Source organism: Stenotrophomonas sp. GD03654 (assembly GCF_029845105.1).
Taxonomy (GTDB): domain Bacteria; phylum Pseudomonadota; class Gammaproteobacteria; order Xanthomonadales; family Xanthomonadaceae; genus Stenotrophomonas; species Stenotrophomonas africana.
Map to the genome: position 1 here is coordinate 105,082 of NZ_JAOCLC010000003.1, position 22,439 is coordinate 127,520.

Consider the following 22,439-nt stretch of genomic DNA (forward strand, 5'->3'; position numbering starts at 1 on the left):
ATGCGGTTGCGCCGTTGGCTGGCTTACCGCGGCCAGGCGTTGGCGATGGTGCAGAACAACCGAGCAGTCTGCTCGGTGTCATACACCGCGCTGTGCGCCTCGTTGGCGTCCCAGCCCAGCCCGGCGGCCGTGGCTGCACGCGCCAGCACGGTCTGCCCGTAGGCGATGCCGGCCAGGGTCACCGTGTCGAACACGCTGAACGGATGAAACGGATTGCGCTTGTGACCGGTACGTGCAACCGCCGCGTTGACGAAACCGAGGTCGAAATGTGCGTTGTGGCCGACCAGGATCGCGCGCTGGCAGCCGTATTTCTTCATCGCCGCACGCACCGGGGTGAAGATGTGGTCCAGCGCGGCTTTCTCTTCCTTGGCCAGCCGGAACGGGTGGTCGAGGATGATGCCGGTCACTTCCAGCGACTTCGGGTCGATCTCCAGGCCTTCGGCCGGTATCACGTGGGCGCTGGCGGTCTGGCCGGGGTAGAGCAGGCCGTTCTCGTCCATCTCGATCGGCACGGCAGCGATTTCCAGCAGCGCGTTGCGCTGGCTGTCGAAGCCGCCGGTTTCCACATCCACCACCACCGGCAGGAAGCCGCGGAAGCGTTGTGACATCGCGCGCTGCGCCTGGGGTACTACGGAATCGGGAGCGGCGGCAGGTGCGGGAGTGGGGTCAGTCATGCGTGAATTCTAGCAGAGCGACCCTGAGTGCCCGGCCAGCCTTCTGTGCATGGGTTCCCGGCGTGGGCGTGTGTCGACCAGGGTCGACACCTACCGAACCACTGGCTGCGCAGGTGTGGCCGAGGGAGACCACCGCGCCAACCATGCATCCACGCTCAGTCTGCCGGCGCCGGTGAAGATCAGTGGCAGCAGCATCGCCATGAACAGCACCGGCAGCTTGAAGTTGCCGAAGCCCTGGTCAGTGATCGCATAGCCCATGGCGAGGTCGGCCAGCGAGTTCCACTCCATCGGCCAATGCACTGCATAGGTCGCCACAATGGTCAGCACCAGCAGGCTGGCTGCGGCAAACCGGGTGCCGAAGCCAACCAGCAGGCAGGCCGCGCCGATCAGTTCGAACCAGGTGGCGAGCTGCCAGTTCAGGGCAGCCGGCAGCTGGTCGAACGGGAACGGGAAGGCGTCCTGCAGATCGGCGAACCAGTTCTGCCCGTGCAGTTTCTCGCGGCCGGATTCGAAGAATTCCCAGGCCAGCAGCAGGCGCAGGCCGAGCGGGGCCAACCAGGGGGCGAGACGGTCCAGCTGGCCGCGCGCGGTGGCCAGGGTCGGGAGGTTCATAGGTGGTTCTCCGGGGGAAGGGGCGTCAGCTGGGGACTGCGAGCGGGCCGATCACGCTGGCCTGCAGGAACTGTTGCAGCAGCGCAGCACCGGGTAGGGCCAGCGCGTCATCGGCCAGGCCGTGCGCAGCAGCTAGCTGCTGCAGGTAGGCATGACCATCGAGGCCGGGGTGTTCGCCGATGCTGGACAGCAGGTACACCGCCAGTGGGCTGAGTACGGCAAAGCGCACCTCGCCATCGGCCTCGCGACGGACCAGCAGGCCGGTCGGTTCTGCCGGCGGTTGTGACGGTGCGTCCCCGGCACCAAGCCGGTGCACGGGCCACTGGTACAGCAGCGGCCACGCCAGCGGCGAGCGCTGCAGCGGCACCCGCAGCGGGTCGATGTCACCTGGCACCGGCAGCGGCTCGGCAGGAAGCTGGTACAGCGCGGTTTCCACCCACTCGTAATGAGCAAGTTCGGCCAACGCCGGGTGCGGCAGCTGTGGCTGCGCCTGCAGCCACTCCACGAATTCGGCGGCCAGTTCGGTGAACAGCGGCGTCTGGCAGCGATGGGTCGCGAAGTACTGGCGCACCAGTCCGCTCCAGGCCGGTTCGCCGAGCAGGCGCACGCAGACCGGGAAGCCGTTGCTCAACAGGCCGAGCAGATTGTTGAACAGCAGCCGTTGGTACACCGCCACCCGGCGTGGCTCCAGGCCGGCCGGTGGCGGCACGCTCTCCGGATCGCGCAGATGGGCAGTGAACGCGTGCTGCTGCGCGCGCAGGGTGTCGGTGGCGTCAGCCATGTGCAGCCCCGGCGTGTGCGGCCTGCAGGCGGCGGATGGTCTGCAGTTCGCCCTGCAGTTCTGCATAGGGCGGAAAATTGAAATCGCGTTCGAGCAGGGTGGGGCGTGGGCCGATGCGCGCGTAGGTACCCGCCAGCAGGTCCCAGACGGGATCGATCACCGCGCTGCCATGGGTATCGATCTTCAGGTCCGGTGCCTCGTCCAGGTGCCCGGCCACGTGCAGGCAGACGATGCGCTCAGCGGGCAGCCCGGCAATGAAGGTGTGGGCGTCGTAGCCATGGTTGCAGGCGTTGACGTAGACGTTGTTGACGTCCAGCAACAGGTCGCAGTCGGCCTCGGCGAGCACGGCAAGGGTGAAGGCCAGTTCGTCCATCGCCGGTTCCGGTGCCAGGTAGTAGGACACGTTTTCCACCGCGATGCGGCGACCCAGCAGGTCCTGCACGCGGGCGATGCGTGCGGCGGTATGGCGCACCGCTTCGTCGGTGAACGGAATCGGCAGCAGGTCGTACAGGTGTCCGTCGTCGCTGCAGTAGCTCAGGTGCTCGCTGTACAGCGGCACGCGGTGCTTCTCCAGGAACTGGCCGATCTGTTCCAGTAGACGGGTGTCCAGCGGCGCGCTGCCGCCCAGCGACAACGACAGGCCGTGGCAGCTCAACGGATGGCGCTGCGCCAGTTCGGCCAGTGCATCACCGGCGGGACCGCCGACGTGAATCCAGTTCTCCGGCGCGCATTCGAGGAAATCGAAGTCGCCGGCCGGTGCATCACGCAGCTCCTGCAACAGCGCCCGGCGCAGCCCCAACCCTGCGGCCGCCGCACGAAGCGGCGACCGCGGGCTGACGACGCTGGCGCGGACGTCAGTGCTTGGCACCGCACTTGCCTTCGCCACACTTGCCTTCGGCCGCCTTCTTGTCGCCGGTCTTGGCCTTGGCGCCAGCTGCCGCACCGGCAGCCTTGCCCTTGTCGGCGCCACACTTGCCTTCGGCAGTCTTGCCGTCGGCGCCACACTTGCCTTCGGCATGCTTGGTCGCGTCAGCGGCCATCTTGGTGTCGGCGGCCTTGGCCTCGGTACTGGCCTTGGCTGCCTGTCCGGCCACCAGGTAGCCCTGGGCGAGGTCGCTCATGCTCAGGGCCGAGGCACTGGCGGTCATGCCCAGGCCGGCGGCCAGGGCGGTAGCAGTCAGCAGGGACAGGGTCTTGTTGGAACTGCTCATCGGTCGTGCTCCTGGGTGGTGTGGGCGGGTGCCCGGGTGACCGGCGGGGATGCCGGTGGAAACGATGGTGCAGCGATCCTACTCAACGAATCCTCGCCAAGAACTCAAATTTTCGTGAGGTTTGTTACAGAAGCATCCGGCAGGTTCGCACCGGGCAAGCCCGGCGCCCACAATGCGGGGGAATACCCCAAAAAATAAGGCCGCCGTCACAAGGACAGCGGCCACCCTGGATCCAACTCTGGTGTTGCAGTGCAGCGTCAGATCTGCCCGGTGCTGGAGGTCTCGTCGCGCTTCTCGCGCGGCGGCAGCGGCTGCTCGCCGTGCACCAGGAACCAGACGTTCTCGGCGATGTTGGTGGCGTGGTCGCCCACGCGCTCCAGGTTCTTGGCCATGAACAGCAGGTGCGTGCACGGGGTGATGTTGCGGGGGTCTTCCATCATGTAGGTCAGCAGCTCACGGAACAGCGCGGTGTACTGCGCGTCCAGGCGGGCATCGTCCTCGCGCAGTTCCAGCGCGGCATCGGCGTCGTTGTCGCGGTAGGCGGCAATGGCGCGGCGCACCTGCTGCGCGGCCAGGCGGCCCAGCGCACGCAGGCCCTGGATCTGCGGAAGCGGCGGGACCTTGCCCAGCGCGATCGAACGCTTGGCCACGTTCGCTGCATAGTCACCGATGCGTTCGATGTCGGCCGGGATGCGCAGGCCCGCCAGGATCTCGCGCAGGTCGCGCGCCATCGGGCCACGCAGCGCCAGGCGCATCACGTCGTGGCTGATCTGCTGCTCAAGCGCATCGATCGCTTCGTCGTTGGCGATGATGCGATGGGCAGCGTTCTCGTCGCGCTTCTCGATCACGTCCATCGCCGCTTCGAGCTGGGCGACGGCCATCTCGCCCATGCGCACGATTTCGGCCACCAGGCGCTGCTGCTCTTCGTCGTAGCTCTTGACGATGTGGTCGTTGGGAAGGTTCATGGTTGTTCCACTCTGTAGAGTCGAGCCATGCTCGACTGGCGTTGTCTGTAGAGCCGAGCCTCGCTCGACTGGCGTTTCAGCCGAAGCGACCGGTGATGTAGTCTTCGGTCTGCCGCTGCGACGGCTGCGAGAAGATCACTTCGGTGCGGTCATGCTCGATCAGGTCGCCCAGGTACATGAAGGCGGTGTAGTCGGACACGCGCGCGGCCTGCTGCATGTTGTGGGTAACGATGACGATGGTGTACTCGTGCTTGAGCTCTTCCACCAGCTGCTCGATGCGGCTGGTCGAAATCGGGTCCAGCGCCGAGGTCGGCTCGTCCAGCAGCAGCACCGACGGGCGCAGCGCCACGGCACGGGCGATGCACAGTCGCTGCTGCTGGCCACCCGACAGGCCCAGCGCGCTCTGCCCCAGCTTGTCCTTCACTTCGTCCCACAGCGCGCCCTGGCGCAGCGCCTGCTCGACGCGGTCGGCCATGTCGGCCTTGCTCAGCTTCTCGTGGTGGCGGATGCCGTAGGCGACGTTCTCGAAGATGGTCATCGGGAACGGCACCGGCTTCTGGAACACCATGCCGACCTTGCTGCGCAGGCGGTTCATCGGGTACTTCGGCGACAGGATGTTCTCGCCGTCCAGCAGCACTTCACCGCGCGCTTCCAGCTTCGGGTACAGCGCGTAGATGCGGTTGAAGATGCGCAGCAGGGTCGATTTGCCGCAACCGGAGGGACCGATCAGCGCGGTCACGCGCTTTTCCGGAATCTCCAGGTTGATGCCCTTCAGGGCATGGAACTTGTCGTAGTAGAAGTCCAGTCCACGCGCAGCCAGCTTCACCGGCGACGGCGTGTGCAGGCTCTCGTGCGAGGACGGCACGGCGATGCGCTGCATCGGCACGGCGTTGGAAAGGTCGTTCATGGCGTTATCCACGGAAAGGTCAGTCATGGGAGATACGGTTGCGCAGCAGGATGCCGCGGGCGGCAAGGCTGACCAGCAACACGAAGACAGTCAGCACCAGGGCACCGGCCCAGGCCAGGACCTGCCAGGATTCATACGGGCTGCCGGCGAACTGGTTCATCACCACCGGCACGGAGGCCATCGGCTGGAAGATGTTGTTGTTCCAGTACTGGTTGCCGAAGGCGGTGAACAGCAGCGGCGCGGTCTCGCCGGAAATGCGGGCCAGCGCCAGCAGGATGCCGGTGATGATGCCGGCCGAGGCACTGCGGTACAGCACCTGCACGATCACCTTCCACTGCGGGATACCCAGCGACAGGGCCGCTTCGCGCATCTGCGAGGGCACCAGCCGCAGCATCTCGTCGGTGGTGCGCACCACCACCGGCAGCACGATGAATGCCAGCGACAGGGCACCGGCGAACGCCGAGAAGTTGCCGCCGGTCTGCATCACGTACAGGGTATAGACGAACAGGCCGAGCACGATGGACGGGGCCGACAGCAGGATGTCGTTGACGAAGCGGACCACGGTGCCGGCCTTGCGGGCGTTGCCGTACTCGGCCAGCCAGGTACCGGCCAGCACGCCCAGCGGCGTGCCGATGCCGATCGCCAGCGCACACATCACGGCACTGCCGAAGAAGGCGTTGGCAAGGCCGCCTTCCTGCATCGGCGGCGGCGTCATCTTGGTGAACAGATCCCAGTTGATGCCGGCCAGGCCTTTCGAGGCCAGGGTGAACAGGATCCAGCCCAGGAAGAACAGGCCGAACAGCGCGGTGGCGCAGGAAGCGGTGATCGCAACGACGTTGCCGATGCGGCGGCGAAGGTACAGCGAATCAGCGGTGGTGGACATCAGTTGCCCTCCTTGCGGGACAGGCGCATCAGCATCAGGCGGGCGATGGCCAGCACCACGAAGGTGACGATGAAGAGGACGAAGCCGAGCAGCAGCAGCGCCGAGCGGTAGGTTTCAGTGGCTTCGCCGAAATCGTTGGCGATCAGCGCGGCGATGGTGGTGCCCGGTTCCAGCAGCGACGGCGACAGGCGCACGCTGTTGCCGATCACGAAGGCCACCGCCATCGTTTCGCCCAGGGCGCGGCCGAGGCCGAGGAAGATGCCGCCGATCACCGCCGAGCGGGTGTAGGGCAGGACGATGTCCCAGCTCACTTCCCACTTGGTGGAGCCCAGCGCGTAGGCCGATTCCTTCAGGCGCGTCGGCACGGTCAGGAACACTTCGCGCATCACCGAGGAGATGAACGGAATGACCATGATGGCCAGCACGAAACCGGCGGTGAGCATGCCGATGCCGAGCGGCGGGCCCTGGAACATCGGGCCGATGATCGGCCATTCGCCCAGGGTCTCGTTGAGGAACGGGGTGACGTACTCGGTCATCACCGGTACCAGCACGAACAGGCCCCACATGCCGTAGATGATCGAGGGAATGCCGGCCAGCAGTTCGATGGCGGTACCGACCGGGCCACGCAGCCAGCGCGGCGCGACTTCGGTGAGGAAGAAGGCGATGCCGAAGCTGACCGGCACGGCGATGACCATCGCGATGAGCGCGGTGACCAGGGTGCCGTAGATCGGGGCGAGGGCGCCGAACTTGTTTTCGACCGGATTCCAGTCGGCGGAGAAGAAGAAGCTCAGGCCCTGCATCTGCAGGGCATGGCGGCCGCCCCACAGCATCGACAGTGCGGCGCAGGCCAGGGCGATCAGGACGAAGATGACGGTGCCGACCAGCACCCATCGGAACAGTTTGTCGTTGCGGGCATCACGCGTATCACGCGTGGACGGGGCTGCTACAGGCTGGGCGATGGCATTCATGGGGACGGCAGGGCCAGGAAGGGGCGGGGCGGCACGGCGTGGAAGAGGCGGTGCCCGCGCGGGGCGGGCACCGTCGTGTCCATCACTTCAGGTCGGTCGCCCAGTAGGCCTCGATCTGCTTGACCAGTTCGGCCGGCAGCGGCACGTAGTGCAGCTCGTTGGCCTGGGCCTGGCCGTTTTCGAAGGCCCACTTGAAGAAGGCCAGGGTGTCCTGGTTGCGCTTGGCGTCCTTCGGCTGCTTCTGCATCAGCATGAAGTTCGTGGCGGTGATCGGCCACGCCTGCTCGCCCGGGGCGTTGGTGATGACCAGGTTGAAGTCCTTGGCGCTGGCCCAGTCGGCGCTGGCGGCCGCGGCGGCGAAGGTTTCCGCGCTCGGCTCGACCCAGTTGCCGGCCGCGTTCTGCATGGCGGTGTACGGCATGCCGTTCTGCAGCGCGTAGGCCAGTTCGACGTAGCCGATGGAGCCCTTGATCTGCTTCACGTAGGAAGCAACGCCTTCGTTGCCCTTGCCACCAACACCGTCCGGCCACTGCACCGAGGTGCCTTCGCCGACCTTGCTCTTCCACTCCGGGCTGACCTTGGACAGGTAGTTGGAGAAGTTGAAGGTGGTGCCTGAACCGTCCGAACGGTGAACCAGGGTGATCTTGCCTTCCGGCAGCTTCACGCCCGGGTTTGCGGCGACGATGGCCGGGTCGTTCCAGGTCTTGACCTTGCCCAGGAAGATGTCGGCCAGCAGGGCGCCGCTCAGGCGCAGCTTGCCGGCTTCCAGGCCTTCGATGTTGACCACCGGCACCACGCCGCCGATGGCGGACGGGAACTGGGCCAGGCCGGCCTGGGCCAGCTCTTCGCTGCTCAGCGGCTTGTCGGAGGAACCGAAGTCGACGGTGCCGGCCTTGATCTGGGCGATACCGCCGCCCGAGCCGATCGACTGGTAGTTGATCTTGGCGCCAGTGCTGGCGTTGTAGTCAGCCGACCACTTGGAGACCAGCGGGAAGATGAAGGAAGCGCCGGCACCGGACACTTCGGCGGTCACCTTGGCAGCGGCAGCGGCCGGAGCGGCGGCACCGTCGGCAGCCGGCTGCTGCGCGGCCTGCTTGTCGCCACCGCAGGCCGACAGGCCCAGGGCGATGGCCAGGGAAAGGGCGGCAAGGCCGGCCGAGTGCAGTTTCATGGTCACTCCATAGCGGGGTAGAGCCGACGGCGTCGGCGGATGCGGCTATGAAATGATGTTTTTGTTACAGCCGTATTACGACCATGACAGAGGTGCCCTGGATCACGTTCTGACAAGGGTTTCACAGGGTTGGCACCGATCCGGCAGGTGCCCGGAAACCCCCGATCTGCGCACCGATATGACGGCCGGTTGGCCCTTGTAGAGTCGAGCCATGCTCGACTGCTCCCTGCCCTCGGTAGGTGCGGACCGTTGGTCCGCACGCTCCAGCACCCAGCCGAGCGTGGGCTCGGCTCTACAAACGCTCCTGCCTTTGCTCCTGCCTTCCATGACCCCACCGCGCCCGCGATGAACTGTCCAGAGGCGGTGGGCAAGGGCGTGCAGGACCGTCCACGGCATGGATGCCGTGGCCGAGCCCCAGGGACGGGTTTACGGCGTGTCCTGCACGCCCTGGCCCATCGACTCCCCCATGGATCAGCGCAGGCGCAACGCTCTTCACGACCAACCCCAAAAAACAAGAAGAGCGCGAGATCTCGAGGATCTCGCGCCCTGGGCGGGATCGGCAGGGGAGAGAGGACCCGCCGATCCCGTTCCTGCGGGGGAACGCTTACTTCAGGTTCTGCGACCAGTAGGTCTCGATCTGGCGGACCAGGCTGTCAGGCAGCGGCACGTAGTCCAGCTGGCGGGCCTGGGCGTCGCCGCTCTTGTAGACCCAACGGAAGAACTCCTGGGTGGCCTTGCCGTTGGCAGCGTTCTTCGGCTTCTTGTGCACCAGGATGAAGTTGGTGGCGGTGATCGGCCAGGACTCGGCGCCCGGGGCGTTGGTCATCACCAGGTAGAAGTCCTTGGCGCTGGCCCAGTCAGCGCTGGCAGCGGCGGCGGCGAACGAGGTGTCGCTCGGCTGCACGAAGCGGCCGGCGGCATTCTTCATCGCGGTGTACGACAGCTTGTTCTGCAGCGCATAGGACAGTTCGACGTAGCCGATGCCGCCCTTGATCTGCTTCACGTAGGCAGCAACGCCTTCGTTGCCCTTGCCGCCGATGCCGGCCGGCCACTGGACCGAGGTGCCTTCACCGACCGAGCTCTTCCACTCCGGGCTGACCTTGGACAGGTAGTTGACGAAGTTGAAGGTGGTGCCCGAGCCGTCCGAACGGTGCACGACGGTGATCTTGGCGCTCGGCAGCGTCACGCCCGGGTTCAGCGCGGCGATGGCCGGGTCGTTCCAGGTCTTGATCTTGCCCAGGAAGATGTTGGCCAGCACGGTGCCGTCCAGCTTCAGCGCGCCCGGGGCGATGCCGGCCACGTTGACCACCGGCACCACGCCGCCGATCACCGAGGGGAACTGCGCCAGGCCCGACGCCGCCAGTTCTTCCGGCTTCAGCGGGGCGTCGGACGAGCCGAAATCAACGGTCTTGGCCTTGATCTGCGCAATGCCGCCGCCGGAACCGATCGACTGGTAGTTGACCTTGTTGCTGGTGGCGGCGTTGTAGTCGGCCGACCACTTCGACATCACCGGGTAGATGAACGAGGCGCCCGCGCCGGTGATTTCAGCGGCGTTGGCGGCGAACACGGACGACGCTGCGAAGACGGCAACGGCAACGCGCGACTTGAAGGCGTGGATCACGGGGTGGCTCCTGGGTTGATTGGGATGCGGGGTTACCCGCCCGGCGCACATTCCATAACGGTTCGATGACAACGCAGGGACCGTTGTATGACGCAGCCGTTACAGCGCTGCCCGGCGCCCGTACAGCAGGGGCGTGAAGGTTCTGCGTACCGCGGGCAACGTGATGACCATTGCGCCGGACACGGACGTAAGCCGGTTGCGATCACGTTCTATATGTCGCTGATGACCTGTCCGCTGTGGTCGTCATGCCGTCCCGGCCCGGCATTCCGCAGTGATGCCGCGTCATCCACACGAAACCATCGATGCAGGTCAGGGCTGCGCGGCGATCGGCCCGGGCCGGGACGCTGATACGTGACGCCCTGTGCCACAAGGCATCGACACGCATGTGGCCACAAATGAGTCGTACGCATGACCGCACGAAGAAATCTGTGGTTGGTGCTCAATCTGTCATTCGGCTGTCATGGTTTTAACGGAACGTTCGCAAAACGCTTGACCGGCCTGCCGGCGTGGCGTTCTGCCCAAGCCATTCCAACCCTCTGGAGAAATCCAAAATGCGTTCCCATTTGCTCGCCGCCGCGGTCGTTGCAAGCCTCGGTCTGGTTTCCGCCGACGCCTTCGCAGCCCCCGCCAGCTCGGGCGTATCCCAGGCACAGCTGCAGCAGCTGCAGGCACAGATCGCTGCGCTGCAGGCCCAGGTCCAGCAGTTGCAGAACGATTCGCAGGCGCTGCAGGCGCAGTCCGACGCGCAGTCCGAAGTGAACATCACCCAGGCCCAGGCCCTGGAAGGTGCGCAGAAGACCCAGACCAGCGTCGACAAGCTGGCCAAGCTGGTCAATGACAACAAGATTGGCGGTCGCATGTTCTTCGACCTGACCAACATCGACAAGACCAGCAACGGCAAGGACACCGCCGCCAGCGGCACCGGTCTGGACGTCAAGCGCTTCTACCTGACCGTGGACCACAAGTTCAACGACATCTGGTCGGCCAACCTGACCACCGACTTCCAGTACAGCTCGGCCATCGGCAACACCGAACTGTTCGTCAAGAAGGCCTACGTGCAGGGCAGCTTCGACCCGGCCTTCAACCTGCGCGTCGGTGCCGCCGACATGCCGTGGATCCCGTACGTCGAGAAGTTCTACGGCATGCGCTATGTCGAGAACACCCTGACCGACCGCCTGAAGTACGGCAACTCGTCTGACTGGGGCCTGCATGGCTTCGGCAACCTGGGCAACAACTTCAACTACGCCGTGTCGGTCGTGTCCGGCGCCGGCTACAAGAACCCGACCCGCAGCAAGGGCATGGACGTGGAAGGCCGCGTGGCCTACACCCCGAACGAGAACTTCGTGGTCGCCGTCGGCGGCTACAGCGGCAAGCTGGGCAAGGAAACCGACATCCAGAGCGCCGAGAACACCTACACCCGCGCCAACGCGATGGTGGCCTACGCCGACAGCAACTTCCGCGTCGGCGGCGAGTATTTCCAGGCCAAGAACCTCAACAACGTGCTGACCGTTGCCACCGACAAGACCAGCGGCTGGTCGGTGTGGGGCAGCGTGCGCGTCACCGACGGCGGCATCAACGTGTTCGGTCGTTACGATGACACCGACGTCAGCAAGACGCTGGACCCGACCCTGAGCGACAAGTACTGGAACGTCGGCGTCGAGTTCCCGGTCATGAAGAACCTCAAGCTGTCGACCGTGTACAAGTACACGCACCTGGCCAACGCCGGCGACAAGAAGAACGACAAGACCAAGGAATTCGGCGTCTGGGGCGACCTGTCGTTCTGATCTCCTGAAGCACCCTTGTCTACAAGCAAAGACGGCGGGCCTTGTGCCCGCCGTCTTTGTTCTGTCACACCATGAACGCGGTCACGCCTCCGCCGTGGTCTTTTCCTTGAACCGGCACAGGTCGGCGATCACGCAGCCCGGGCAATCCGGCTTGCGCGCCTTGCACACATAACGCCCGTGCAGGATCAGCCAGTGATGCGCGTCGAGCAGGAACTCGGCCGGAATCACCTTCACCAGCTTGTCTTCCACGTCGCGCACGTTCTTGCCTGGTGCCAGACCGGTGCGGTTGGAGACGCGGAAGATGTGCGTGTCCACCGCCATCACCGGCTCACCGAATGCAGTGTTGAGCACCACGTTGGCGGTCTTGCGGCCCACGCCCGGCAGCGCTTCCAGTTCATCCCGATCGCGCGGCACTTCACCGCCGTGCTTCTCCAGCAGGATCGCGCAGGTGGCGATCACGTTCTTCGCCTTGGCGTTGAACAGACCGATGGTGGCGATGTACTGCTTCAGGCCGTCTTCCCCCAGGGCGAGGATCTTCGCCGGCGTGTTGGCGACCGGGAACAGACGGCGCGTGGCCTTGTTGACGCCGATGTCGGTGGCCTGCGCCGACAGCGCGACCGCCACCAGCAGCTCGAACGGCGAGCTGTACTCCAGTTCGGTCTTCGGGTGTGGATTGAGTTCGCGCAGGCGGGTGAACATTTCCACCACGTCGGCGCGCGGCATCGTGCCGCCACGCCGCGCCGGGGCGCGTGCGGTCTTCTTCAGGGTGGCCATTACTGCTCCTTGCCGCTGGCGCGGGCCTTGGCCCGGGCGAGGATGGCGGCGGCTGCGGCGGGCAGGGCGGGTTTCACGTCCGGCGCCGGGGCCGGCGTACGGCGCGCATCGCGCTCGGCTTCGCGCCGTGCCAGCCGCACCGCACGCGCACGGTAGCGTTCGCGTGCGGCCCAGGCCGTATGCAATTGCTGCTGCGCCTGCTGCAGGCGTCGCGGAAGGTCCGGGTGACCGGGCAGCAGCTGTTCGTCGTCGGCGCGGGCGACATAGTCCATCAGCCCGGCCTGCAGGGCGCCATCGAGATCGTCTGCCTGGACCCGGGCAAACAGCTGCGCGGGGTTGGGTCGGGATGCCATGGCGTCAGCGGTTCTGGAAGGCCGGCGGACGGCGCTGCAGGAACGCGCTGGTGCCTTCGCGCATGTCCTCGGTGGCGAACAGCAGGCCGAACTGCGCGCTTTCGTACTCCAGCCCTGCCTCCAGGCTGCATTCGCCACCCACGTGTACGGCATCAAGCAGGCCACGCAGGGCCAGCGGCGCCGAGCGTGCCAACTGGCGGGCGACGTCCTGCACACGGTTGTCCAGCGCGTCGGCCGGCACCACTTCGTTGACGATGCCCAGTTCCAGCGCACGCGCGGCGTTGATCGGTGCACCCAGCAGGCACAGCTCCAGGGTGGCGGCGCGGCCGCACAGGCGCAGCAGGCGCTGGCTGCCGCCGAAGCCGGGAATCAGGCCGAGATTGATCTCCGGCTGGCCGACTTTGGCCGTATCGGCCGCGATGCGCAGGTGGCAGGCCATCGCCAGTTCCAGGCCGCCGCCCAAGGCAAAACCGTTCACGCGCGCGATCACCGGCTTGGGCATGCGCTCGATCTGGCGCATCAGGGCCTGGCCCAGCAGCGAGAAATCACGTCCCTGAACCGCGCTGAGAGTGTTCATCTCAGCGATGTCGGCGCCGGCCACGAACGCCTTCGGGCCGGCACCGGTCAGCACCACCACGCGCACGTCCGGGTCGGCAGCGGCGGCGCTGAACGCCTCGGCCAGGGCCTGCAGGGTCGCGGCATTCAAGGCGTTGAGCTTGTCCGGGCGCTGGACGGTCACGGTGCGGATGGCGCCGTCGTCGGTGACAGCGATCAGGGCATCGGCCACGGGGAAACTCCTGGAACGTTAAAAAAAAGTGATATTGAACTCCGCGAACGCAGACGGGTCATAGCCTGCATCGTGAGTAGCGGTTACACGTTGCGCCCGTTATCCTAACCCGTCGCCTCAGGGCGGCGCAGAACGTCCCTGAGTTACCACCCCTGGAGAACTGTTTGATGAAGTTGCGTTCTATCGCGGTCGCCGTCGCGGCCCTGGCCCTGACGGGCAATGCCTTCGCCCAGGACATCGCGTCCGAAAAGGGCAAGCTGAGCTACTACTTCGGTTACGACTACGGCAACAACCTGGCGGAGCTGACCGGTCGTGGTGAGCAGCTGGACATCAACTCGGTGGTGAAGGGCCTGCAGGATGCCTACGCCAAGAAGCAGCCGGCGATCACCGCCGAGCAGCTGAAGCCGGCCGTTGAAGCGTTCCAGAAGCGCGAGCAGGGCCGTGCCCAGGCTGCCAAGGCCGAGTACGAAAAGGCTGCTGCCGAAAACAAGACCAAGAGCGATCAGTTCATCGCGGCGAACAAGGCCAAGGCCGGCGTGCAGTCGCTGCCGAGCGGCGTCCAGTACCGCGTGATCGAAGCCGGCAAGGGTGCCAAGCCGACCCAGGCCAGCACCGTGCAGCTGGAAGTGGCCGGTCCGTTCCCGTACGGCCAGCGCCCGACCGAAGCCCGCCCGGCCCAGCAGATTCCGTCGATCAAGGTCAGCGAAGTCGAAATGAAGGCCATGCGCGAGACCCTGCTGCAGATGCCGGCAGGCTCGAAGTGGGAAGTCACCCTGCCGCCGGACCAGGCCTACGGTGCCGACCCGCGCACCCCGTTCCCGCCGAACGTGGCTGTGCAGTTCGAGATCAAGCTGGTCAGCGTCAAGTAAATCGAAGCCGTAAACGAAACGCGCCGGTGATTCCACCGGCGCGTTTTTGTTTGTGCAGTTCCTGACGGTAGAGTCGACTGTCAGTCGACTGCTCTTGGGTCACATCGGGGAAACGCCCGCGCTCCGCGCGCGAGTCGACTGACAGTCGACGCTGCCGTCCGTCCGGGCACCCCGCGCAAATTCCGCCCGATCGCGCTACTGTTGCCGGGTGCAAACAATGGAAGAAACGGCGCGTGTTGTCGCAAGTCCCTGCATCGGAGTGTGCACGCTGGATCCGGACCGGCAATGCGCCGGCTGCGGGCGGCACATCGATGAAATCGCACGGTGGTCGTCGATGAGCAACGAGGAACGCAGCCGCGTCCTGCATCGCGTGCAACCCCTGCGTGAACAGCTGCAGCAATCACTGCGCGGCTCGCTGGCCGATCACGAACGCTTGATGCGCGCGCTGCATCCGTTGGCCGATCCGCCGGCCGGCGACGGCTGGAACCGCAGCGAACTGAGTGACCTGCTGCCGCCGGGGCCACCTGTGGAAGCCGCCGTACTGGCCGGCATCGTGCCGCGCGCCAACGGCGCACAGGTCATCCTTACCCGTCGCACCGAAACCCTGCGCCAGCATGGTGGCCAGGTTGGTTTCCCCGGCGGGCGCACCGAACCCGATGACCGCGACGCACTGGCGGCCGCGCTGCGCGAGAGCCAGGAAGAAATCGCACTGGCGCCCGGCCAGGTGCAGGCGCTGGGCTATCTCGATCCCTTTGTGACGATCACTGGCTACCGGGTCACGCCGGTGGTGGCCGTCGTCGATCCGGACTTCGTACCGGTGCCGCAGCCCAGCGAAGTGGCCGAGGTGTTCGAGGTGCCGCTGGATTACCTGATGGCCGCAGACAACCTGCGCCAGGTCGAAATCAATCACCGCGGCCGCATCCGCCACGTTCTCGAATATGGCTGGCCTGGCCAGCGCATCTGGGGCGCGACCGCCGCCATTCTCTACAACCTGCGTCGCCGCCTGGAGCAAGTGCAATGAAGCCGATCGATCCGCCGTGGACCACCCTGGTCGATGTCGCCACCCTGGCTGCCGCGTTGGGCGAGGGCGTCCGCGTGGTCGACGCGCGCGCCACCGCCAGCACCGCGGTGCGCGTGGTCGATGCGCGGTCCTCGCTGGCTGATCCGCAGGCGGGAAGCGGCCAGTATCTGGCGGGGCATGTTCCGGGCGCGGTGTATGCCGATCTCAATCGGGACCTGTCGGATCTGACCCGCAGCGGCCACGGCCGTCATCCGCTGCCGGACAGCGATGCCTTTGCCGCAAGGCTGGGGCAGTGGGGCATCGGCCCCGATACCCAGGTGGTGGTCTACGACGGCAGCGACGGCAGCATGGCCGCCTCGCGCCTGTGGTGGCTGCTGCGCCTGATCGGGCACCGCAAGGTGGCCGTGCTTGATGGTGGCATCGCCGCGTGGCAGGCCGCAGGACATCCTTTGGCGACGGGGCAGGGTGAGGTGACCGCGCTGCCGGCTTACCCGGGCCGTTTCGACACCACCCAGATTGCCAATGCCGATGAAATCAGCGCACGCCTGAAGCACGCGCCGGGTTGGCTGGTCGACGCACGCGCGGGCGAGCGCTTCCGCGGCGAAGTCGAGCCGCTGGACCCGGTCGCCGGCCACGTACCCGGCGCGGTCAACCGCCCGTTTGCGTTGAACGTCGCCGACGGCCGCCTGCGTGATGCACAGGAGCTGCGCGCCGAACTGCAGGGCGTGATCGGCAACCGTGATCCGCAGCAGGTGGTGCTGATGTGCGGCTCCGGCGTGACCGCCTGCCACCTGCTGCTGGCGATGGAAGCGGCCGGCCTGTCCGGCGCCCGCATCTATGCCGATTCCTGGAGCGGATGGGTCAGCGACAGCAGCCGCCCGGTGGCAACCGGCGCCTGAGCGATCCGAGCAAAAAGCAGTCGAGCGCGGTTCGACTCTACAAAGGCACCCTTCGATCGATTCGACCCCGTGTCGACCAAGGTCGACACCCACCAACAGCAGCGGGAAACTGTCGAAGGCGGGTGGGTCCGGTTGCGGGGGTGTCCGCGGCATGGATGCCGCGGCCAAGCTTACAGGGACGTACTTGCAGCGTCCCCCGTAACCGGACCCACCCCGTCTCCCCTCAGGAAGTCAGCTTCTGCTGTTGCTCTGGCTTCGGCTTCTGCAGGTGCAGGGCGCAGCCCTGCAAGCCCTCACCCAACCGGCTGCAGTGGCACCTTCGCCAGCACCCGCGCCCACGGGAACAACGGCCCCGGATCACGCTTGCGCGCCACCATCAGCGTCGGATCATCGCTGGCCGGCACCTGCTCCAGATCCAGCTGGTCATGCCCGGCCATCCGCTGCAGCGAGGGATAGCGCACCACCAGCGCCTGCAGCAGCTGCTCCAGCGCCTGCAACTGTGCTTCGGTGTACGGCTCGTCCATCGCCTGGTGGCGGCTGTCCAACCAGTCCGGGTAGCGCCCGGTATTGACCAGTTCGATGCCCAGCGTATGTGCGTTCATGCCGCGCACGTGGTGGGCCACCCGTTCCGGCGCCACGTACTGCACCACGCTGCCATCGCGGTCGATGTAGAAATGCCCGCTGTTGCCGGCACCACTGTCGTACAGCACACGCTCGCCGTACTCGCGGGCCATCGCCAGATCCGGCAGCTCGGTGCAGTGGATCACCACCATCTCCAGCGTGGCCGGGTCGCGCAGCGGCAGGCGGTCTTCGTAGGGCAGGGGCTGCAGCTGCAGGCCGGGCAGGAGCGGGTTGGACATCCGGCGATGCTAGCATTGCGGCATGAACCTGCCTTCCCTTTCCTCGCCGACCCGCTCCCACGGAGCGCGCGCATGAGCCGCGGCCACTGCATCCTGTCCCACGGTTTCGAGAGCGGCCCGGAGGCGACCAAGGTCACCGCGCTGGCCGACGTGGCGCAGCGCCTGGGCTGGACCCATGAGCGCCCGGATTACACCGACCTGGACGCGATGAGCGAGGTCAGCCGGGTAGGCGACGTGCGCACCCGGCTGCAGCGCCTGGTGGAACGCACTGCCATCGCCGCCCAACAGGGCCCGGTGGTGCTGGCCGGCTCCAGCCTGGGCGCCTACATCTCCGCCATCGCCTCGCTGCAGGTGCCGGTGGCCGGCCTGTTCCTGATGGTGCCGCCGACCACCATGGGCCCGATGCCGGCGCTGGATGCCGCTGCCGTGCCGACCACCGTGGTGCAGGCCTGGCATGACGACGTGGTCCCGGCCGCCGGGGTGATTGCCTGGGCGCAGGCGCGTTCGGCGCAGCTGCTGCTGGTCGACGACGGCCACCGCCTGGAACGCCACGTGGAGGCCTCCGCGCAGGCCTTCGAGCGCCTGCTGCGGCAACTGTGAAGCCCGGGCGCACGGCGCGCCCGCCCGCATTGACTACAATGGCAGCCCCGCCGCCCCCGGCGCGGGCCTGCCGGCCGTGCTTGCGGCCCTCCTTTCCGACCGGCCCGGCCCCAGTGCCGCGCCCGACCACCTGCGAACCGATCCCGTGAAATTCTTCGTCTCCTGCGCCAAGGGCCTGGAATACCTGCTTGCCGATGAACTGTCGGCCCTGGGCCTTGGCAAGGCCACTGCCACCATTGCCGGCGTCAACGCCGAGGGCGAACTGGAGCAGGCGCTGCGGATCGTGATGTGGTCGCGCCTGGCCAGCCGTGTGCTGTGGCCCATCGACGAGTTCGAGTGCCCGGACGAGCAGGCCCTGTACGACGGCGTGCGTGCGCTGCCGTGGCATGAGCACATCAAGCCGGAGATGACCCTGGCGGTGGACGCACATGTGTCCGGCGACAAGATCACCCACGCCCGCTTTGCCGCCCAGCGGATCAAGGACGCCATCGTCGACCGCATGCGCGATGAGGGACTGGAACGCCCCTCGGTCAACACCGATCTGCCCGATGTGCGCGTCAACCTGTCGCTGCGCAAGGGCCGTGCCTCGTTGTCGATCGATCTCGGCGGCGGCCCGCTGCATCGCCGTGGCTGGCGTGGTGCCGCCCACGAGGCACCGCTGAAGGAAAACCTGGCCGCCGCGCTGCTGCTGCGCGCGCAGTGGCCGCGCCTGCACGCTGCCGGTGGTGGCCTGCTGGACCCGATGTGCGGCAGCGGCACCCTGCTGATCGAAGGCGCGCTGATGGCTGCCGACGTTGCCCCTGGCCTGATGCGCCATGGCAGCCTGCCGCCGAGCCGCTGGCTGGGCTTCGACAAGGCCGTCTGGAAGACCATCCAGAGCGAAGCGCGTGATCGTGAGGCCGCAGGCCTGGCCGCGCTGAAGCCGGTCATCCACGGCAGCGACATCGACCCGACCGCGATCCAGGCGGCACGCGAGAATGCCGAGGTCGCGGGCGTCGCCCACGCGATCCGCTTCACCCGCGCCGATGTGGCCGACCTGGCCGCGCCGGAACAGGAGATCGGTGCGGTGGTCTGCAACCCGCCGTACGACGAACGCCTGGCCGCCGATCCGGCGCTGTACCGTGCACTGGGCAATGCCCTGCAGAAGGCGGTGCCGCAGTGGCGCGCCAGCCTGCTGTGCGGCAACGACGAACTGGCCTTCGCCACCGGCCTGCGTGCCGGCAAGAAGTACCAGATGTTCAACGGTGCCTTGGAATGTGCGCTGATCGTCTGCGACCCGATCGCCGTGCCGGGCCGTGACCCGGCGCAGCCGCGCGAGTTGAGCGAAGGTGCGCAGATGGTGGCCAACCGCCTGCGCAAGAACCTGAAGAAGTTCAAGAGCTGGCGTGCCCGCGAGGACATCACCTGCTTCCGCGCCTATGACGCCGATCTGCCGGAGTACGCGGCCGCCATCGACGTCTACGAGGAAGACGGTGGCAAGCGCCGTACCTTCCTGCACGTGCAGGAATACGCTGCACCGGCTGCAATTCCCGAGAACGACGTGCGCCGTCGCCGCAACGAACTGCTGGCGGCCGCGCGTGAAGTGTTCGGCGTGCCGCCGGAGCAGGTCTCGATGAAGTCGCGCGAGCGCGGCAAGGGCGGCAGCAAGTACGGACGCTTCGAGCAGCGCGATGAGTTCATCGTGGTGCGCGAGAACAACGCGCTGCTGCAGGTGAATCTGTTCGACTACCTGGACACCGGCCTGTTCCTCGACCACCGCCCGCTGCGCCGGATGATGGCCGAGCAGGTGCGTGGCAAGCGTTTCCTCAACCTGTTCTGCTACACCGGTGTGGCCAGCGTGCAGGCGGCCGTGGCTGGTGCCGCCAGCACCACCAGCGTCGACCTGTCGGCCACCTATCTGCAGTGGTGCTACGACAACCTGGCGTTGAACGGGCAGGGCGGTAACCAGCACCTTCTGGTGCAGGCCGATGCGATGGCCTGGCTGGAGGGTGACCGTGGCCAGTACGACGTGATCTTCTGCGATCCGCCGACGTTCTCCAACTCGGCGCGCGCCGATGACTTCGACGTGCAGCGCGAGCAGATCAAGCTGCTGCGTGCAGCCGTGGCGCGGCTGGCGCCCGGCGGCGTGCTGTACTTCTCCAACAACTTCCGCCGCTTCAAGCTGGAAGAAAACGCCATCGCCGAATTCGCCCAGTGCCGCGAGATCACCGCGCGCACCATCGGCCCGGACTTCGAGCGCAACGCGCGCATCCACCGCGCGTGGGAATTGAAGCGGTTGGGGTAAGTCGACGTCCGGCGTCGGATCTCCTGCGCGAAGCGCAGGGGATCCGACCCCGATGGCTCTGCTACACCAACGCCACCAGCAGCCCGGCCACCGGCAGCGCGATCGCCAGTGGCACGATCCATTTCGGTCGGAACGGGTACAGCCCGAACGACAGCACCACGCCGCCCACGGTCATCGCGCCCAGCCACAGCACCGGGCCCATCGCCCAGCCGTGGTCGGCCACGCACAGCGCGAACGCCACCGTCAGCAGGGCCCAGCCCAGCGCCCGCCACTGCGTGCGCCGTGCCGCGGGGGCTGCCGCCTTGCCATGCAGGTCGTGCTGGTGCTTTTCCATCGCCAGCGACAGCGCGGTGAACGCGGAGAACGACAGGGTCAACGCCAGCAGCATCATGCGCTGGCCTCCGCTTCGGCAGCGTCCGCCGCTTCGACCGGTGCCTTGGGCGCCGCCGCAGCCGCCGCGCGCTTCTTCTTCTCGGCCGCGCTCAGCGGTGGCGTCCAGTGCTGCATGCGCCAGCCGCACAACGCCAGCATCGCACCGAAGGCGATCATCGACAGATCGAAGCCAGCCAACACCCAGTCACCATTGCGCAGGGTGATGCCCAGATGCGCGTGCGTGGTCTGGGCATTGACCACCGGCACCAGTGCGAACGCGGCTGCGCCCAGGTACAGCTGCCACGCCCACATCATCCGCTTGGGCCAGATGAAGGCGGCCAGCAGGGCCGCGCCCCAGGCATAGAAGAACACGTTGGCTTCCGCACTCGCGCGCTCGGCGATGTCCAGTGGCAGCAGGCGGTTGCCCCAGAAGTAGGCGGCAAAGGCGATCGGCAGGCCGGCCACGGTGCCGATGTTCAGCGCATCGACCAGGCGCAGGCCGAAGCCGGTGCGGCCGCTCTTGGCATGCTTCGGGCGTTCCTTCACCGCCCACAGCACCACACCGCTGGCGACCATCAGGCAGCCGACCAGGCCGGACAGGAAGAACAGTGCACGCAGGCCCCAGTCGGCGAAGCGGGCCAGGTGCAGGCCATACAGCACGCCACGGGTCGCGGTAGCTCCGCCCGACGGTGGCGTCTCTTCCAGCAGCGCACCGCTCACCATGTCGTAGCGCACGGCCGGGGTGTCGGTGGACAGGCGCTTGCCGTCGCGCTGGCGGATGTCGATCACCGCATTGGCCGCACCCGGGTTGGACACGGTGAAGCCGGCCACTTCCACGCCGTGCCAATGCGCGCGTGCGCTGTCCAGCAGCTGTGCGATCGGCAGCGGCGCGGCGCGGCCTTCGGCCGGTGCGGTCACCTCCGGCATGCCACCGAAGGCCTCGAAGAAGAACTGGTCCTCGTCCTGTGGGTAGGCGACTTTCACGCCCCAGGGCAGGTACATGACCATCAGGGTGACGATGCCGGTGTAGGTGATCATCGCGTGGTAGGGCAGGGCCATCACTGCGCTGACGTTGTGGAAATCGAGCCAGGAGCGCAGGCCCTTGTCCTTGCGGAAGGTGAAGAAGTCCTTGAAGATTTTCTTGTGGGTGATGACGCCGGTGATGATCGCCACCAGCATGAACATCGCGCAGAAGCCAACCAGGTAGCGCGCCCACAGCACCGGGATGTAGTGCAGGTCGAAGTGCAGGCGGTAGAAGAAGTCGCCGCCGCGGGTCTCGCGCGCCTTCAATGCCTGTCCGGTGTTGGGATCAAGCGTGGCATCGCCGAAGCCACCGCGGCGGCCACGGCTGGGGTCGGCCAGTTCCGGCGGCAACCGCCAGAACATCTGCATGGCCGGGTTGCGCGGCTGCGGCAAGGTGACGAACCAGTTCTCGGCCTGCGCGGCGTTGGCCTGCAGGTAGTCCACCGCGCGTTGCGCGGCGACGTCGATGCTGACGTTGCTGGACGGCAGTTCCGGGCGCATCCAGCGGCTGATTTCCTCGCGGTAGTAGCTGGCCGTGCCGGCCATGAAAATCAGCAGCAGCAACCAGCCGACCAGCAGCCCGGTCCAGGTGTGCAGCCAAGCCATTGACTGGCGGAACCCGTTCTTCATGCCCAGGCCCCCAGCATGCGCGCGATGGCCGCCATCAGCAGGGTGGGAGCGAGAATGCCGACCCACGCACGCAGCGCGCTGCGGGTGGCGAAGGCCCACAGCGCTGCGCAGGCGGCCACCAGAATCGCCAGCAGCATGCCGGTCAGCACGGTCTGGCCGCGCGCACCGGGCAGGGCCACCGCGCAGAACACGCTGGTCACCGAGGCCAGCGCGTAGCCGCCGAAGATTGCAGCCAACGAGCGTGACAGCACGCCCCAGCGCGGGTTGGAAAAGAAGGTGCGGGGGCTGGCGGTTGCGGGCGAGCGGTCCACGGAGGTCCTGCAGGTTGGAGAAGGGATGGAACGCGTCCGCGGCCCCTTGCGCCCTGCGCATGTTGCCCAGCGTGTCCCA

Annotated in this window: 24 protein-coding genes; 6 read left to right on the forward strand and 18 right to left on the reverse strand. The window is 66.8% G+C overall.

Going from position 1 to position 22,439, the window contains the following annotated elements; genetic code table 11:
• Positions 1-23: 23 nt before the first annotated feature.
• The 11 genes from rnt to pstS (N5J73_RS02365) form a co-directional block, all read right to left on the reverse strand.
• Entirely contained in the window at positions 24-608 is a 585-nt protein-coding gene (rnt, locus tag N5J73_RS02315) for a ribonuclease T (protein WP_049448385.1), read from the reverse strand.
• A 156-nt stretch (positions 609-764) separates the two neighbouring features.
• A complete protein-coding gene (locus tag N5J73_RS02320) occupies positions 765-1,286 on the reverse strand; it encodes a DoxX family protein (protein ID WP_049448386.1) in 522 nt (173 codons plus the stop codon).
• A 25-nt stretch (positions 1,287-1,311) separates the two neighbouring features.
• Positions 1,312-2,067, reverse strand: a complete 756-nt coding sequence (locus N5J73_RS02325; protein WP_049451460.1) for a putative DNA-binding domain-containing protein — start codon at positions 2,065-2,067, stop codon at positions 1,312-1,314.
• Entirely contained in the window at positions 2,060-2,935 is an 876-nt protein-coding gene (locus N5J73_RS02330; RefSeq protein ID WP_049444205.1) for a DUF692 domain-containing protein, read from the reverse strand. Before N5J73_RS02330 ends, N5J73_RS02325 begins: the two co-directional genes overlap by 8 nt.
• On the reverse strand, positions 2,922-3,278 hold the full coding sequence (locus tag N5J73_RS02335; RefSeq protein ID WP_049444207.1) for a hypothetical protein: 357 nt from the start codon (positions 3,276-3,278) through the stop codon (positions 2,922-2,924). The genes N5J73_RS02330 and N5J73_RS02335 overlap by 14 nt, the downstream gene beginning before the upstream one ends.
• 257 nt (positions 3,279-3,535) lie before the next feature.
• A complete protein-coding gene (phoU, locus tag N5J73_RS02340) occupies positions 3,536-4,243 on the reverse strand; it encodes a phosphate signaling complex protein PhoU (protein WP_049444209.1) in 708 nt (235 codons plus the stop codon).
• 76 nt (positions 4,244-4,319) lie between these two features.
• Entirely contained in the window at positions 4,320-5,150 is an 831-nt protein-coding gene (gene pstB, locus N5J73_RS02345; RefSeq protein ID WP_005408788.1) for a phosphate ABC transporter ATP-binding protein PstB, read from the reverse strand.
• Positions 5,151-5,169: 19 nt separating this feature from the next.
• Entirely contained in the window at positions 5,170-6,033 is an 864-nt protein-coding gene (gene pstA, locus N5J73_RS02350; protein ID WP_032127902.1) for a phosphate ABC transporter permease PstA, read from the reverse strand.
• Positions 6,033-7,001, reverse strand: coding sequence for a phosphate ABC transporter permease subunit PstC (gene pstC / locus N5J73_RS02355; RefSeq protein WP_049444211.1), 969 nt, complete (start codon positions 6,999-7,001; stop codon positions 6,033-6,035). The genes pstA and pstC overlap by 1 nt, the downstream gene beginning before the upstream one ends.
• 82 nt (positions 7,002-7,083) lie before the next feature.
• Positions 7,084-8,172, reverse strand: coding sequence for a phosphate ABC transporter substrate-binding protein PstS (pstS, locus tag N5J73_RS02360; protein ID WP_049444212.1), 1,089 nt, complete (start codon positions 8,170-8,172; stop codon positions 7,084-7,086).
• 604 nt (positions 8,173-8,776) lie between these two features.
• Positions 8,777-9,793, reverse strand: a complete 1,017-nt coding sequence (gene pstS / locus N5J73_RS02365) for a phosphate ABC transporter substrate-binding protein PstS (protein ID WP_049444582.1) — start codon at positions 9,791-9,793, stop codon at positions 8,777-8,779.
• 551 nt (positions 9,794-10,344) lie between these two features.
• Between pstS (N5J73_RS02365) and N5J73_RS02370 the strand changes: the two genes are divergently transcribed.
• Positions 10,345-11,577 (forward strand): porin, encoded by a 1,233-nt coding sequence (locus tag N5J73_RS02370; RefSeq protein ID WP_014036551.1) that lies wholly within the window; start codon positions 10,345-10,347, stop codon positions 11,575-11,577.
• A gap of 81 nt (positions 11,578-11,658) precedes the next feature.
• Here N5J73_RS02370 and nth read toward each other — a convergent pair whose 3' ends face one another.
• The 3 genes from nth to N5J73_RS02385 are packed head-to-tail and all read right to left on the reverse strand — an operon-like array spanning position 11,659 to position 13,491.
• Positions 11,659-12,351, reverse strand: a complete 693-nt coding sequence (gene nth, locus N5J73_RS02375) for an endonuclease III (RefSeq protein WP_049444584.1) — start codon at positions 12,349-12,351, stop codon at positions 11,659-11,661.
• Positions 12,351-12,704: a hypothetical protein gene (locus N5J73_RS02380; protein ID WP_049451459.1), complete on the reverse strand. Its 354-nt coding sequence runs from the start codon at positions 12,702-12,704 to the stop codon at positions 12,351-12,353. Before N5J73_RS02380 ends, nth begins: the two co-directional genes overlap by 1 nt.
• A 4-nt stretch (positions 12,705-12,708) precedes the next feature.
• Positions 12,709-13,491, reverse strand: a complete 783-nt coding sequence (locus tag N5J73_RS02385; protein ID WP_049446408.1) for an enoyl-CoA hydratase-related protein — start codon at positions 13,489-13,491, stop codon at positions 12,709-12,711.
• 167 nt (positions 13,492-13,658) lie between these two features.
• Between N5J73_RS02385 and N5J73_RS02390 the strand changes: the two genes are divergently transcribed.
• The 3 genes from N5J73_RS02390 to N5J73_RS02400 all read left to right on the forward strand — a co-directional run bounded on the left by N5J73_RS02390 (position 13,659) and on the right by N5J73_RS02400 (position 16,280).
• Positions 13,659-14,360, forward strand: coding sequence for an FKBP-type peptidyl-prolyl cis-trans isomerase N-terminal domain-containing protein (locus N5J73_RS02390; RefSeq protein WP_014646545.1), 702 nt, complete (start codon positions 13,659-13,661; stop codon positions 14,358-14,360).
• Positions 14,361-14,577: 217 nt separating this feature from the next.
• Entirely contained in the window at positions 14,578-15,381 is an 804-nt protein-coding gene (locus N5J73_RS02395; protein WP_049446410.1) for a CoA pyrophosphatase, read from the forward strand.
• Positions 15,378-16,280: a sulfurtransferase gene (locus tag N5J73_RS02400; RefSeq protein WP_049446412.1), complete on the forward strand. Its 903-nt coding sequence runs from the start codon at positions 15,378-15,380 to the stop codon at positions 16,278-16,280. The genes N5J73_RS02395 and N5J73_RS02400 overlap by 4 nt, the downstream gene beginning before the upstream one ends.
• Before the next feature lie 293 nt (positions 16,281-16,573).
• Here N5J73_RS02400 and N5J73_RS02405 read toward each other — a convergent pair whose 3' ends face one another.
• Positions 16,574-17,140: an N-acetylmuramoyl-L-alanine amidase gene (locus N5J73_RS02405; RefSeq protein WP_049446413.1), complete on the reverse strand. Its 567-nt coding sequence runs from the start codon at positions 17,138-17,140 to the stop codon at positions 16,574-16,576.
• 72 nt (positions 17,141-17,212) lie between these two features.
• Between N5J73_RS02405 and N5J73_RS02410 the strand changes: the two genes are divergently transcribed.
• Together N5J73_RS02410 and rlmKL are read left to right on the forward strand one after the other, a co-directional pair.
• Positions 17,213-17,740 (forward strand): alpha/beta hydrolase, encoded by a 528-nt coding sequence (locus N5J73_RS02410; RefSeq protein WP_049446415.1) that lies wholly within the window; start codon positions 17,213-17,215, stop codon positions 17,738-17,740.
• A 145-nt stretch (positions 17,741-17,885) separates the two neighbouring features.
• Positions 17,886-20,024, forward strand: a complete 2,139-nt coding sequence (rlmKL, locus tag N5J73_RS02415) for a bifunctional 23S rRNA (guanine(2069)-N(7))-methyltransferase RlmK/23S rRNA (guanine(2445)-N(2))-methyltransferase RlmL (RefSeq protein ID WP_049446416.1) — start codon at positions 17,886-17,888, stop codon at positions 20,022-20,024.
• A 61-nt stretch (positions 20,025-20,085) separates the two neighbouring features.
• Here the strand turns inward: rlmKL and N5J73_RS02420 are convergent, their stop codons facing one another.
• The 3 genes from N5J73_RS02420 to N5J73_RS02430 are packed head-to-tail and all read right to left on the reverse strand — an operon-like array spanning position 20,086 to position 22,360.
• A complete protein-coding gene (locus tag N5J73_RS02420) occupies positions 20,086-20,415 on the reverse strand; it encodes a DUF3325 domain-containing protein (protein ID WP_049446418.1) in 330 nt (109 codons plus the stop codon).
• Positions 20,412-22,049 (reverse strand): PepSY-associated TM helix domain-containing protein, encoded by a 1,638-nt coding sequence (locus N5J73_RS02425; RefSeq protein WP_049446421.1) that lies wholly within the window; start codon positions 22,047-22,049, stop codon positions 20,412-20,414. The genes N5J73_RS02420 and N5J73_RS02425 overlap by 4 nt, the downstream gene beginning before the upstream one ends.
• Complete coding sequence (locus N5J73_RS02430) at positions 22,046-22,360, reverse strand: DUF3649 domain-containing protein (RefSeq protein WP_049423314.1); 315 nt, start codon at positions 22,358-22,360, stop codon at positions 22,046-22,048. The genes N5J73_RS02425 and N5J73_RS02430 overlap by 4 nt, the downstream gene beginning before the upstream one ends.
• Between the last annotated feature and the right edge of the window lie 79 nt (positions 22,361-22,439).